This is a genomic window from Streptomyces sp. NPDC004732, from assembly GCF_040609235.1.
GTDB lineage: Bacteria > Actinomycetota > Actinomycetes > Streptomycetales > Streptomycetaceae > Streptomyces.
The window spans coordinates 378,763-392,195 of the sequence record NZ_JBEXJR010000006.1 but is presented as its reverse complement, the minus strand read 5'-3'; the positions used below and the strand labels follow the sequence as shown (position 1 = coordinate 392,195).

Below are 13,433 nucleotides of genomic sequence, written 5' to 3'. Positions count from 1 at the left end.
CCGTCTCCTGACGCCCCGTCGTGCCCCGTCAGGGGCGCGGGGAACTGCGCGAGCGGCCACAGCGGGGCCGCGGACGCACGACGGCGGGGGCTGACCTCAGTGCTCTACGCCGTCCTCCAGTTTCTGGTGCTTCAAGAGGAACCACGCCGCCGCTGCCGTGGCCAGGAGGACTGCCGCGCCTACGCCCGCCGCCAGGCGGAGGCCGTCGACGAAGGCCGATTGGGCTGCCGAGAGGAGTACGTCCGCCTGGGCGGACGGGAGGGTCGCCGTGGACTCCACCGCGCCGCCCAGTGATTCGTGCGCGGCCGACGCCACCTCGGCGGGGGTGCCGGGTGGGGCCGTGAAGTCGCGGTAGACGCCGGTGACGATGGAGCCGAGCAAGGCGATGCCGAGGGCCGCCCCCAGTTCGTACGCCGTCTCGGAGACCGCGGAGGCCGCGCCCGCCTGTTCCTTGGGGACACTGGAAAGGATGACGTCGGCGGTCACGGTGAACGAGAAGCCCGCGCCGATACCGACGACCAGGAGCGAGGCGCCGAGGAGCGGATAGCCGGTGCTCTGGTCGAGCGCCGTGAGCACGGCGAGTGAGAGTCCCACCGCCGCCAGGCCGCCCGCCACGACGATCCGTACCGAGAACCGCCGCGCCACCATGCCCGCGATCAGCCCCGCGCCCACCGCGCCCACCGCGGCGGGCAGTTCGGCGAGGCCCGCCTCGAACGGCCGTCTGCCCTGCACGAGCTGCAGGAACTGGGAGAGGAAGAAGACCAGGCCGGAGAGGCCGAGGACGGTCAGCAGGTCGGCGAGGACCGCCCCGGAGAACCCGCGGTTGCGGAAGAGCCGCATGTCCAGGAGGGGTGCGGGGAGGGTGAGCTGGCGGCGTACGAACCAGACGAGCGCGGAGACACCCACGACCGCGGACGCGGCGACGTCCCAGCGCAGTCCGTGCGCGGCCGCCTCCTTGATGGCGTACACGACGGCGATCATGCCGATGAGGGAGAGCACGACGCTGATCAGGTCCCAGGGACCGGGCGCCGGGTTCTTGGACTCGGGCAGGAACTTGATGCCGACCAGTACGAGCACGGCCATCACCGGCAGGTTGATCAGGAAGACCGAGCCCCACCAGAAGTGTTCGAGCAGGAAGCCGCCGACGACGGGCCCGACGGCGGCGCCCGCGGACGCCATGGCGCCCCAGATGCCGACCGCGAGGCTGCGCTCGCGCGGGTCGTGGAAGATGTTGCGGATCAGGGCCAGCGTCGACGGCATCAGCGTCGCGCCCGCGACACCGAGCAGGGCGCGGGCCAGGATCATCAGCTCGGGGCTGGTGGCGTAGGAGTTGAGGACCGACACCGCGCCGAAGGCGACGGCTCCGGTGAGCAGCAGCTTCTTGCGGCCGATGCGGTCGCCGAGGCTGCCCATGGAGACGAGCAGGCCCGCGATGACGAACGAGTAGACGTCGCCGATCCACAGCAGCTGGGTGCCGGACGGCTTGAGGTCCTCGCTGATGTACGGCGTGGCCAGGCCGAGCACGGTCGCGTCGACGGCGACCAGGAGCACGGCCAGGGCGAGCACGGCGAGCGCGAGCCAGCGGCCGGGGCTGCGCTCCACCTCGGGCGCCGCGGCCTCCTTGTGGATGCTGGTCATGATTCCACTCTCCGCTGCGCGCCGCCGATCAGCAGCTCGGCGATCATGTACGAGAAGTCGTTGGCGGCCACCCGGCCGTCCTGGACGGCCCAGGCGCCGGAGCCGATGAGGCCGTAGAACGCCTCGGTGAGCCAGGCGGGGGTCAGGTCGATGCGGAACTCGCCGTTCTCCTGGCCGCGCCGGAAGAGGGCGGCGAGCCGGTCGTCGATGCGGGACCAGCCGCCGTTCTGCGCGTCGCCCTCGAAGAGCTGGTTCTCGGTGTACAGGAAGGCGAGCAGGCCCGCGGCGGGTTCGATCTCCTTCACCAGGCGCCGCAGCGCGTCGCTCACGCTGCCCTCGTCGAGCCGGGCCCTGAGGAGGGCGCCTTCGCACTCCTGGAGGCCGAGCTCTTCGAGGGCGCGCACGAGCGCGTCGCGGCCCGCGAAGTGGCGGTGGAGGGTCGCCCTGCTGATGCCCGCGGCACGGGCGACCTCGTCCATCGTGGAGGTGGCTTTGCGGGTGAGCAGGGCCGCGGCGCTGCGCAGGACCTGGTCTCGATCGACTGACATGAGACAACCATAAGCCGCGTGAGACATCTTTGTCTCACGCGTTTTATGGACGTGCCCCGTCTGGCGGCCGTCGGCCGTTCAGCGGTCGTCAGTTCCAGGGCAGCCGCGCGCGGCCCTCCCAGTACGCCGCGGGGTCCTGCACGAGCCCCACGAGCCGCTCCACCTGCCCGGCGTCCAGGTCGACGGCGGCGGCGTGCAGGTTGGAGACCAACTGGACCGAGGTGGCCGCGCCGGACAGGACCACGCCCGCCCACGGCTCGGCCAGCAGGACGGCGAGCGCCACCGCGTCGCAGCCCAGGCCCGTCTCCTCGGCGACCTCGCGCAGCGCGGTGGGCGCGTAAGGATCGGCGAGGCGGCCGTTGGCCAGGCCTTCCTTGACGAGCACGGTGAGCCCCGCGTCGTGCGCCTCGGCGAGTGCGGGCCCGGCCGAGGTCTCCAGGATGTTGTACGTCGCCTGGACGGTGCGGAAGAGCGGCTCACCGTCGACGGTCACGGCGAGGGCGGCCCGGATCGCGGCGGCCTGCTCGGGGCCGCTGACGGAGAGGCCGACGGTGACGCCCTCGGCCGCGAGCTCGGCGAGGCGGGCGTGCAGGTCCTTGTCGGTGAGCGCCGGGCTCTCGGGCGTCACGGAGTGCACCTGGTAGAGGTCGAGGCGGTCGCCGAGGAGTTCGGCGGTCTCGGCGCGCTGGCGGGCGTACGCAGCCGGGCTGTGGTCCTTGACCTCGTGCGGGCCCTCGGCGTCGGTGCGCCAGGCCGCCGTGTAGGTGTAGCCCCACTTGCTGCCGATGACGACATCACTGATGTCGGGCCTGGCGTTCAGCCAGTCGGCGAGGAATTCCTCGGAGCGGCCGTACGACCTGGCCACGTCGATGTAGCGGACCCCCGACGCGTAGGCGGCGTCGAGGAGTTCGAGGGTGCGTTCGCGCAGGGCCTCGACGCTGCGGGACGGTGGCAGGTCGGTGTCGCGGCCGAGCGTGATGTAACCGGGCCTGCCGACGGCGGCGAGACCGAGCCCTATGTGCGCGGTCGGGGTCGTGGCTGCGGCCAGCCTGGCGAAGGGCATCGCGGGCTCCTCGTTGTAGGGGGTTCCCCGTCAACGTAACCCGCGATGCCCTTTTGTCACCCGAGGCGGCCGGACACCTCTGGGCGTGTCACTTGCGGGCGACGGCCCATTCCTGCTGGACCGACAGGTCCGCCTTGACGTCGGCGAGCTGCTCGGCGACGGCCGAGGGGGCGGTGCCGCCGCGGCCCTTGCGGGAGGCGAGCGCGCCCGGCACGTTCAGGACGGTGCGCACCTCGGGGGTGAGGTGCTCGGAGATCTTGGCGAACTGGTCGTCGGTGAGGTCGTCGAGCTCCTTGCCCTCGGCCTCGGCGACCTTCACGCACTCGCCCGCGACCTCGTGCGCGACACGGAACGGCACGCCCTGCTTGACCAGCCACTCGGCGATGTCGGTGGCGAGCGAGAAACCGGCCGGGGCCAGCTCCGCCATGCGCTCGCGGTGGACGGTGAGCGTCGCCATCATGCCGGTGAAGGCGGGGAGCAGGATCTCCAGCTGGTCGCAGGAGTCGAAGACGGGCTCCTTGTCCTCCTGGAGGTCGCGGTTGTACGCGAGCGGGAGGGCCTTGAGGGTGGCCATGAGGCCCGTCAGATTGCCGATGAGGCGGCCGGACTTGCCCCGCGCCAGCTCGGCGATGTCCGGGTTCTTCTTCTGCGGCATGATCGACGAGCCGGTCGAGAAGGCGTCGTGGAGGGTGACGAAGGAGAACTCCTTCGTGTTCCAGATGATGATCTCCTCGGCGATCCGGGAGAGGTTCACGCCGATCATCGCGGTGATGAAGGCGAACTCCGCGACGAAGTCGCGGGAGGCCGTCCCGTCGATGGAGTTGGCCGAAGAGCCGTGCTCGAAGCCGAGCTCCGCGGCGACCGCCTGCGGGTCGAGGCCGAGCGAGGAACCGGCCAGCGCGCCGGAGCCGTACGGCGACACGGCCGTCCGGGTGTCCCACTGGCGCAGCCGCTCCGCGTCCCGGGACAGCGACTGGACGTGCGCGAGGACGTGGTGCGCGAAGAGGACGGGCTGGGCGTGCTGGAGGTGGGTGCGCCCCGGCATGGCGACGTCGGGGTGCGCCTCGGCGAGGCCCACGAGCGCGTCCTGGAACTCGGCGAGCAGGCCGCCGATGATCCGTGCGTGGTCGCGCAGGTACATCCGGAAGAGCGTCGCCACCTGGTCGTTGCGGGACCGCCCGGCCCGCAGCTTGCCGCCCAGATCCGGGCCGACCCGCTCCAGCAGGCCCCGCTCCAGGGCCGTGTGGACGTCCTCGTCGGCGATGGTGCCGACGAAGGATCCTTCGGCCACGTCGGCCGCGAGCCGGTCGAGCCCGGCCAGCATGCCGGTCAGCTCGTCCGCGGTGAGCAGGCCCGCCGTGTGGAGCACGCGTGCGTGGGCCCGGGAACCGGCGATGTCGTACGGCGCGAGGCGCCAGTCGAAGTGGACCGATGCCGACAGCTTCGCCAGGGCCTCTGCGGGTCCGTCGGCGAACCGTCCGCCCCAGAGCCGGACGTCACCGCCGTTGTTGCTGCTCACTGCACGTGCTCCTCAAGGCTGTTGCTGGACATGCGGGTGGCGCGGGGTCGCGTCGGGTCAGGCCCGCGTACCGCGCCGTGCGGCGATCTTCGCGGAAAGACCGAAGATCTCGATGAAGCCCTGCGCCTTGGACTGGTCGAACGTGTCGCCCGAGTCGTAGGTGGCGAGGTGGAAATCGTAGAGGGATTCGCTGGACCTGCGGCCCGTGACGACGGCGCGGCCGCCGTGCAGGGTCATCCGGATGTCGCCGGTGACGTACTGGTTCGCCTCGTTGACGAAGCCGTCCAGGGCGCGCTTGAGCGGGGAGAACCACAGGCCGTCGTAGACCAGCTCGCCCCAGCGCTGCTCGACCTGGCGCTTGTAGCGGGCCAGTTCGCGCTCGACCGTGACGTTCTCCAGCTCCTGGTGGGCGGTGATGAGGGCGAGGGCGCCCGGAGCCTCGTACACCTCACGGGACTTGATGCCCACGAGGCGGTCCTCGACCATGTCGATCCGGCCGATTCCCTGGGCGCCCGCGCGCTCGTTGAGCTGCTTGATCGCCTGGAGGACGGTGACGGGCCTGCCGTCGAGGGCGACCGGGACGCCTGCCTCGAAGGAGATGACGACCTCGTCGGCCTCGCGCGGCTCGGCGGGGTTCGAGGTGTACTCGTAGATGTCCTCGATCGGCGCGTTCCAGATGTCCTCCAGGAAGCCCGTCTCGACGGCGCGTCCGAAGACGTTCTGGTCGATGGAGTACGGGGACTTCTTGCTGGTGGCGATCGGGAGCTGCTTCTCCTCGCCGAAGGCGATGGCCTTGTCCCTGGTCATCGCGTAGTCCCGGACCGGGGCGATGCACTTGAGTTCCGGGGCGAGGGCGACGATCCCGGCCTCGAACCGCACCTGGTCGTTGCCCTTGCCGGTGCAGCCGTGGGCGACCGTGGAGGCGCCGTGCTTCTCGGCGGCGGCCACCAGGTGCTTGACGATCGCGGGCCGCGAGAGGGCGGAGACCAGCGGATAACGGTCCATGTAGAGGGCGTTGGCCTTGATCGCCGGGAGGCAGTACTCCTCGGCGAACTCGTCCTTGGCGTCGGCGACCTCGGCCTCCACGGCACCGCAGGCGAGCGCGCGCTTGCGGATGACGTCGAGGTCTTCGCCGCCCTGGCCGACGTCGACCGCGACGGCGATGACTTCGGCGCCCGTCTCCTCGGCGATCCAGCCGATGGCGACGGAGGTGTCCAGACCGCCCGAGTAGGCGAGTACGACGCGCTCGGTCACGGGGCCCTCCCTGGATGCGTGTGTTCATTTGCTGCTATGCATGAGTATGCAGTGCTCCGTATGTTTCGTCAATGTGGTGCCCGCCGAGAGGCCCCCTGAAGTCGTTAGACAGCCAAAGGATCCCTGGCCGATAATCCCCAGCCATGGGAAAGACGCATGAACGCATAGACGGCAGGCTCCGCACCTTCATCGAGGCGCAGCCGATGTTCTTCACGGCGACCGCGCCCCTCTCCGACGACGGCACGATCAACCTCTCCCCCAAGGGCCTCAAGGGCTCCTTCGCGATCCTCGACGAACAGCGCGTCGCCTACCTGGACTTCGCGGGCAGCAACGCCGAGACCGTCGCCCACCTGAGGGAGAACGGCCGCATCACTCTCATGTGGTGCGCCTTCGAGGGGCCGCCGAACATCGTGCGGGTGCACGGCCGCGGTGAGCCCGTCTTCCGCGACGACCCCCGCTTCACCGAGCTGCTCGGCCATTTCCCCGGCATCGACCCGACACCGCACGGCCTGCGCGCCGTCATCGTCGTGACGGCCGACCTCATCCGCGACACCTGCGGATACGCGGTGCCCTTCATGACGTACGACGAAGACCGCGACCTGCACGGCAAGCGCTTCGCGCGCGAGGACGACGCGTCGCTCAGCGCATACTTCACGAAGAAGGACCACATCGCGCAGAGCATCGACGGCCTCCCCGGCCTCCCGCTGCCTCTCCCGCCCACTCCGGCCCAGCCCTCCGTGTAGCGACCACATATCGAGACGGGGTTGCACGCGCACAGGGCCGGGGCGTTGCATCGCGCCGTGCAACCCGAACAGACGAGCGCCGAAGCGCGGACGACCGCAGACCCCAAGCCCCCCACCGGCGGGACGGGGGCTGCCGACAAGGCGGCCCGCCGCGCCGTCACCGTCTTCCCCGTCCTCGTACTGGCCGCGGGCGCGCTCGGGCTCGCCACCCCCGACACCTTCGAGGGCTGGGGAACGAACGTCCCGTACCTGCTGGGCGTGGTGATGTTCTGCATGGGCCTGACCATGACCCCGCTCGACTTCCAGGGCGTGGTCAAGCGGCCCTGGGCCGTCGCGCTCGGCCTGGTCGCCCACTACGTGATCATGCCGGGCCTCGGCTGGCTGATCGCCCACGCGCTCGGTCTGTCACCTCAGTTGGCGGCCGGTGTGATCCTGGTGGGCTGCGCGCCGAGCGGCACCGCGTCCAACGTCGTGACCTTCCTGGCACGCGGCGACGTGGCCCTTTCCGTGTCGGTCGCCACCGTCTCGACCGTCCTCGCGCCGCTGATCACACCGCCGCTGACGCTGCTGCTCGCGGGCGAGTACCTGCCGGTCGACGCGGGCTCGATGGTCACGGACATCTTCAAGACCGTCCTGCTCCCGGTCATCGCGGGACTGCTCGTGCGCCTGCTCTTCGGCCGGTACGTCGACCGGGTGCTCGGCGCGCTGCCGTGGCTGTCGGCCCTGACCATCGCCGCCATCGTGGCGATCGTCGTCGCGGGCAGCGCGGAGGCGATCAAGTCGGCCGCGGCGCTGGTGTTCCTCGCGGTGTTCCTGCACAACGGCCTCGGCCTCGCGCTGGGCTACGGCGCGGGCAAGCTGGCCCGGCTCGGCCCACCGGCCTCCCGCGCGATGGCCTTCGAGGTGGGCATGCAGAACTCGGGCCTGGCAGCCTCACTGGCCACGGCCCACTTCAGCCCGCTTGCGGCCCTGCCCGCGGCCGTGTTCTCCGTGTGGCACAACGTTTCGGGGGCGTTGGTGGCGGCTTGGATGTCTTACCGGGCGCGGCGGGGCGAGCAGCGGTCCACCGAGCGGCCCTGAGCCTGGCGCCCAGCCCGTCAGGAACCGGAAACGCCCGCGTGCCACCTTCCGGCAGGCGGGTGCAACCTGAGCTTCGACGTATCAGAAGGAGCGGGGTCGGGGTCGGGGTTACTCAACGGCTTGCGCACCCAGACTCCGTCACGGCAGACCATGCTGTGCAAAGGCGTGCGGATGACCCACTCGCCCTCGTCGGCACAGGGCTCGTCCTCGGCCGGTCCCGGTGGCCAGACCCACTCGCGCTCGTCACCGTGCGGAAAGCACTTCACCAGGGACCCGTGCCGGGTCACGCCCCGGCTGTCCCGCGGCGTGCAGGTCGGCCCTCCCCAGCCTCTCGACCGTTCGAAACGGGGCGTCATGGTGACGGTGGGCGTCGGGCGCGACGTGGGCCGCTCGGGGCAGCTCGTCGGCTGACCGGCGGGCGGGGTGCCCTCGACGAAGGTGAAGTCCGCGTAACACTTCACCTCGAAGCGGCCCCCGTTGCCGCCGGACGCGGAGGGCTTCGCCTCACCGGCGCGTGTGGCGGGTGTGCCGCCGTCGGTCCCGCACGAAGTGACCGACAGCAGCGCGGCCCCGCAGGCGACGGTGAGGAAGCGTAAGGAACGCTTGCGTCTTCCACTCATGCGGTGAACCGTAGGGCGCGGGACGTACGCGGCGGAAGGCCGTGACCCCCGTGTTCCGTGACCCTAGTGTTCGTTGGAGGCCAGGCGCAGCAAGTGGTCCGCCAGTGCCTGACCCCCCGTCGGCTCCCTGCTGATCAGCATCAGCGTGTCGTCGCCCGCGATCGTGCCGAGGATGTCGTGCAGTTCGGCCTGGTCGATCGCGGAGGCCAGGAACTGGGCCGCGCCCGGGGGCGTGCGCAGGACCACGAGGTTTGCCGAGGCCTCCGCGGAGATCAGGAGTTCCGCGGAGAGGCGCCGCATCCGCTCCTCCTTGGCCGACTCGCCCAGCGGTGCGCGCGGGGTGCGGAAACCGCCCTCGCTCGGGACCGCGTAGATGAGGTCGCCCTCTGCGTTGCGGATCTTCACCGCGTTCAGCTCGTCCAGGTCCCGGGAGAGCGTCGCCTGAGTGACCGTCAGGCCGTCGTCGGCGAGCAGCTTCGCCAGCTGGCTCTGGGAGCGCACCGGCTGCCGGTTGAGGATGTCCACGATCCGGCGGTGACGTGCGGTGCGGGTCTGTGGCACGGCGGGACCCGCGTGGTCGGCGTGCTCGTTGCCTTGCGCCTGGCTCATCGTCGTCTCATTCTCCGGATCGTTCGTCCCCGTCGGCTTCAAGAGCCTTGTTCAGGATGCCGGGCAGGGCCCCGAGGAATGCGTCCACCTCGTCGTCGCGCACGTTCAGCGGTGGCATCAGCCGTACGACATCGGGGGCGGGCGCGTTCACGAGGAAGCCGGCGTCCTGGGCCACCTGCTGCGCCCGCGGCGCGAGCGGCTCGGTGAGCACGATACCCAGCAGGAGCCCCGAGCCCCTTACATGCCGTACGAGCGGGTGTCCCAGTGACTCGATTCCGTCGCGGAGCTTCTCGCCCGCCCGCTTGGTGTTGTCGAGGAGCCCCTCGGCCTCGATGGTGTCGATCACGGCGCGGCCCGCGGCGCACGCGACGGGGTTCCCGCCGAACGTCGTGCCGTGGTGACCGGGCTTGAAGAGGTCGGCCGCGGCGCCGAACGCGACGGTCGCGCCGAGCGGGAGCCCGCCGCCGAGACCCTTCGCGAGCGTGACGATGTCGGGCTGTACGCCGTCCTGCGCCAGATACTCGAACCAGTGTCCGGTGCGGCCGATTCCGGTCTGCACCTCGTCCAGGACGAGGAGCGTCCCGGTGGCCGCGGTGATCTCCCGGGCCGCCTTGAGGTAGCCCGCGGGCGGCACGACGACACCGTTCTCGCCCTGGGTCGGCTCGATGATGACGAGGGCGGTCTCGGTGGTGACGGCCGCGCGCAGGGCCGCCACGTCGCCGTAGGGGACGTGTGTGACGTCGCCGGGCAGCGGCAGGAACGGCTCCTGCTTGCCGGGCTGGCCGGTGAGGGCGAGCGCGCCCATGGTCCGCCCGTGGAAGCCGCCCTCGGTGGCGACCATGTGCGTACGGCCGGTCAGCCGCCCGAGCTTGAACGCGCCCTCGTTGGCCTCGGCGCCGGAGTTGCAGAAGTACACCCGGCCCTCGCGGCCGAAGAGTTGCAGCAGCTTCTCGGCGAGCGCGACGGGCGGCTCGGCGACGAAGAGGTTGGAGACGTGGCCGAGGGCGCTGATCTGGGTGCTCACGGCCTCGACGATCGCGGGGTGGGCGTGGCCGAGCGCGTTGACCGCGATGCCGCCGACGAAGTCGAGGTACTCCTTGCCGTCGGCGTCCCACAGCTTGGTGCCCGCGCCGCGCACCAGGGGCAGCCTCGGCGTGCCGTAGTTGTCCATGAGTGCGTCCCGCCAGCGCGCGGTCAGCTCCTGGTTGCTCATGACTCCCCCTGTCCGTCGGGCACGACCATCGTGCCGATTCCTTCGTCGGTGAAGATCTCCAGCAGGATCGAGTGCTGGACGCGTCCATCGATCACGCGGGCCGTCTCGACGCCGTTGCGCACGGCGTGCAGACAGCCCTCCATCTTCGGGACCATGCCGCTGGCCAGCTCGGGCAGGAGCTTCTCCAGCTCGGTGGCGGTGAGGCGGCTGATGACCTCGTCGCTGTTCGGCCAGTCCTCGTAGAGCCCCTCGACGTCGGTGAGGACCATCAGGGTTTCGGCATCCAGCGCCGCAGCGAGTGCCGCAGCCGCCGTATCAGCATTGACGTTGTAGACATGGTGATCGTCCTGGGAGCGGGCGATCGAGGAGACGACCGGGATGCGGCCGTCGGCGAGCAGCGCCTCGATGGCGCCGGTGTCGATCTCGGTGATCTCGCCGACCCTGCCGATGTCGACCAGCTCGCCCTCGATGCGGGGCTGGTGCTTGGTGGCGGTGATGGTGTGCGCGTCCTCGCCGGTGAGGCCGACGGCGAGCGGGCCGTGCTGGTTGAGCAGGCCGACGAGCTCGCGCTGCACCTGTCCGGCGAGCACCATGCGTACGACGTCCATGGCGTCCTCGGTGGTGACGCGCAGGCCCGCCTTGAACTCGCTGACGATGCCGTGCCGGTCGAGGGCCTTGCTGATCTGCGGTCCGCCGCCGTGCACGACGACGGGCTTGAGGCCCGCGTGGTGCAGGAAGACGACGTCCTGGGCGAACGCGGCCTTCAGCTCCTCGTCGACCATGGCGTTGCCGCCGAACTTGATGACGACGGTCTTGCCGCGGTGCCTGGTCAGCCAGGGCAGCGCCTCGATGAGGGTCTGGGCCTTGGGGAGCGCGGTGTGCTTGCGCGCGGTGGGAGTGCTCATGAGCTGTACGCGCTGTTCTCGTGGACGTAGTCGGCGGTGAGGTCGTTGGTCCAGATCGTCGCGGTCTCGGCACCGGCCGCCAGGTCTGCGGTGATGACGATCTCCCGGTAGCGCATGTCGACGAGCTCGCGGTCCTCGCCCACGGAACCGTTCTTGCAGACCCAGACGCCGTTGATGGCGACGTTCAGGAGGTTCGGGTCGAAGGCGGCGGAGGTCGTGCCGATGGCGGAGAGCACCCGGCCCCAGTTGGGGTCCTCGCCGTGCAGGGCGCACTTGAGGAGGTTGTTGCGGGCGATGGAGCGGCCCACCTCGACGGCGTCGGCCTCGCTCGCGGCGTTGACCACGTCGACCTTGATGTCCTTGCTCGCGCCCTCGGCGTCGCCGATGAGCTGCCGTCCCAGGTCGGCGCAGACCTCGCGGACGGCCTCGGCGAACTCGGCGTACTCCGGGGCGACTTCGGCGGCTCCGGAGGCCAGCAGCAGCACGGTGTCGTTGGTCGACATGCAGCCGTCGGAGTCGACGCGGTCGAAGGTGAGCCGGGTGGCGTCCCGCAGCGCCCGGTCCAGGACGTCGGCCTCAAGGTCGGCGTCCGTGGTCAGCACGACGAGCATCGTGGCGAGGCCGGGGGCGAGCATGCCCGCGCCCTTGGCCATGCCGCCGACGGTCCAGCCGTCCTTGGTGACCACGGACGTCTTGTGCACGCTGTCGGTGGTCTTGATGGCGATGGCGGCCTTCTCGCCGCCGTGCGCGGAGAGTTCACCGGCGGCCTTGTCGACGCCCGGCAGGAGCTTGTCCATGGGGAGGGTCACGCCGATGAGTCCCGTCGACGCGACGGCGACCTCGCCCGCGTTCGCGGAGAGCACGTCCGCCACCTTCTCGGCGGTGGCGTGCGTGTCCTGGAAGCCCTGGGGTCCCGTACAGGCGTTGGCGCCACCGGAGTTGAGGACGACCGCGGAGACCAGGCCGCCCTTGAGGACCTGTTCCGACCAGAGGACGGGGGCGGCCTTGACGCGGTTGGAGGTGAAGACGCCCGCGGCGGCAAGGCGGGGCCCGGTGTTGACCACGAGGGCCAGGTCCGGGTTGCCGTTCTCCTTGATGCCGGCGGCGATGCCCGCCGCCGTGAATCCCTTGGCTGCCGTCACACTCACGGCGCGACTCCGATCGTAGTGAGCCCGGTGGCCTCGTCGAGGCCGAGGGCGATGTTCATGCTCTGCAGGGCGCCGCCCGCGGTGCCCTTGGTCAGGTTGTCTATGGCGCTGATGACGATCACGCGCCCGGCCGTCTCGTCGTACGCGACCTGGATCTGCACGGCGTTCGAGCCGTACACGGAGGCGGTGGCGGGCCACTGTCCCTCGGGGAGCAGCCGCACGAACGGTTCGTCGGCGAACGCCTTCGCGTACGCGGCCCGCACGGACTCGGCCGTGACGCCCGCCTTGGCCTTCGCGCTGCAGGTGGCGAGGATGCCGCGGGGCATCGGGGCCAGGGTCGGCGTGAAGGAGACGGTGACGGGGGCGCCCGCGGCGGCGCTGAGGTTCTGGATCATCTCGGGCGTGTGGCGGTGGGCTCCGCCGACCCCGTACGGGGACATGTTCCCCATGACCTCGGAGCCGAGGAGGTGCGGCTTGGCCGCCTTGCCCGCGCCGGAGGTGCCGGACGCCGCGACGATCACCGCTTCGGGCTCGACGAGGTCCGCCGCGTACGCCGGGAAGAGGGCGAGGGAGACCGCGGTGGGGTAGCAACCGGGCACCGCGATGCGCTTGGACCCCGCGAGGGCGGTGCGGGCGCCGGGCAGCTCGGGGAGGCCGTAGGGCCACGTACCGGCGTGCGGGCTGCCGTAGAACTTCTCCCAGTCCCCCGCGTCCTGCAGCCGGAAGTCCGCGCCCATGTCGACGACGAGGACGTCCGGGCCGAGCTGCTCGGCGACGGCGGCGGACTGGCCGTGGGGCAGGGCGAGGAAGACGACGTCGTGCGGGCGGTCCTGCCCCGCGAGGACCTCCGGCGTGGTGGGCTCCAGGATCCGGTCGGCGAGCGGAAACAGATGCGGCTGCAGCGCGCCCAGGCGCTGGCCTGCGTTCGCATTGCCGGTGAGGGCGCCGATCTCGACCTCGGGGTGACCGAGCAGCAGACGCAGCAGCTCGCCGCCCGCGTACCCACTCGCCCCTGCCACTGCTGCGCGTACCCTCATGGAACCCTCCTCTTGGATGGCATGACTATACGTTTCGCCGCAGTTTTATGCAATCG

General features: G+C 70.9%; 13 protein-coding genes. 2 read left to right on the top strand and 11 right to left on the bottom strand.

The annotated features are described in order from the left end of the window. Positions 1-96: 96 nt before the first annotated feature. The 5 genes from ABZV77_RS20450 to ABZV77_RS20430 all read right to left on the bottom strand — a co-directional run bounded on the left by ABZV77_RS20450 (position 97) and on the right by ABZV77_RS20430 (position 6,022). Positions 97-1,638, bottom strand: coding sequence for an MFS transporter (locus ABZV77_RS20450; RefSeq protein WP_356258529.1), 1,542 nt, complete (start codon positions 1,636-1,638; stop codon positions 97-99). Next, on the bottom strand, positions 1,635-2,186 hold the full coding sequence (locus tag ABZV77_RS20445) for a helix-turn-helix domain-containing protein (protein ID WP_356258526.1): 552 nt from the start codon (positions 2,184-2,186) through the stop codon (positions 1,635-1,637). Before ABZV77_RS20445 ends, ABZV77_RS20450 begins: the two co-directional genes overlap by 4 nt. Before the next feature lie 88 nt (positions 2,187-2,274). Then, complete coding sequence (locus ABZV77_RS20440) at positions 2,275-3,249, bottom strand: aldo/keto reductase (RefSeq protein WP_356258523.1); 975 nt, start codon at positions 3,247-3,249, stop codon at positions 2,275-2,277. Between the two features lie 88 nt (positions 3,250-3,337). Continuing rightward, positions 3,338-4,768: an argininosuccinate lyase gene (gene argH, locus ABZV77_RS20435; RefSeq protein WP_356258520.1), complete on the bottom strand. Its 1,431-nt coding sequence runs from the start codon at positions 4,766-4,768 to the stop codon at positions 3,338-3,340. Between the two features lie 57 nt (positions 4,769-4,825). Next, a complete protein-coding gene (locus ABZV77_RS20430) occupies positions 4,826-6,022 on the bottom strand; it encodes an argininosuccinate synthase (protein ID WP_356258517.1) in 1,197 nt (398 codons plus the stop codon). A gap of 143 nt (positions 6,023-6,165) precedes the next feature. On the opposite strand from ABZV77_RS20430, the gene ABZV77_RS20425 reads away from it, so the two are divergent. Together ABZV77_RS20425 and ABZV77_RS20420 are read left to right on the top strand one after the other, a co-directional pair. Further along, positions 6,166-6,765: a pyridoxamine 5'-phosphate oxidase family protein gene (locus ABZV77_RS20425; protein ID WP_356258515.1), complete on the top strand. Its 600-nt coding sequence runs from the start codon at positions 6,166-6,168 to the stop codon at positions 6,763-6,765. A 57-nt stretch (positions 6,766-6,822) separates the two neighbouring features. Further along, the gene (locus ABZV77_RS20420; protein WP_356258512.1) at positions 6,823-7,845 is read left to right on the top strand and encodes a bile acid:sodium symporter family protein; all 1,023 of its coding nucleotides are present in this window, start codon (positions 6,823-6,825) and stop codon (positions 7,843-7,845) included. 17 nt (positions 7,846-7,862) lie between these two features. Here the strand turns inward: ABZV77_RS20420 and ABZV77_RS20415 are convergent, their stop codons facing one another. The 6 genes from ABZV77_RS20415 to argC all read right to left on the bottom strand — a co-directional run bounded on the left by ABZV77_RS20415 (position 7,863) and on the right by argC (position 13,377). Continuing rightward, complete coding sequence (locus ABZV77_RS20415; RefSeq protein ID WP_356258509.1) at positions 7,863-8,465, bottom strand: hypothetical protein; 603 nt, start codon at positions 8,463-8,465, stop codon at positions 7,863-7,865. A gap of 63 nt (positions 8,466-8,528) precedes the next feature. After that, positions 8,529-9,074: an arginine repressor gene (locus tag ABZV77_RS20410; RefSeq protein WP_055566065.1), complete on the bottom strand. Its 546-nt coding sequence runs from the start codon at positions 9,072-9,074 to the stop codon at positions 8,529-8,531. Positions 9,075-9,081: 7 nt separating this feature from the next. Further along, positions 9,082-10,287, bottom strand: a complete 1,206-nt coding sequence (locus ABZV77_RS20405) for an acetylornithine transaminase (protein WP_356258506.1) — start codon at positions 10,285-10,287, stop codon at positions 9,082-9,084. Further along, entirely contained in the window at positions 10,284-11,192 is a 909-nt protein-coding gene (argB, locus tag ABZV77_RS20400; protein WP_356258503.1) for an acetylglutamate kinase, read from the bottom strand. The genes ABZV77_RS20405 and argB overlap by 4 nt, the downstream gene beginning before the upstream one ends. After that, a complete protein-coding gene (gene argJ, locus ABZV77_RS20395) occupies positions 11,189-12,340 on the bottom strand; it encodes a bifunctional glutamate N-acetyltransferase/amino-acid acetyltransferase ArgJ (RefSeq protein ID WP_356258500.1) in 1,152 nt (383 codons plus the stop codon). The genes argB and argJ overlap by 4 nt, the downstream gene beginning before the upstream one ends. Continuing rightward, positions 12,337-13,377, bottom strand: a complete 1,041-nt coding sequence (gene argC, locus ABZV77_RS20390) for an N-acetyl-gamma-glutamyl-phosphate reductase (protein ID WP_356258497.1) — start codon at positions 13,375-13,377, stop codon at positions 12,337-12,339. The genes argJ and argC overlap by 4 nt, the downstream gene beginning before the upstream one ends. Positions 13,378-13,433 lie beyond the last annotated feature (56 nt).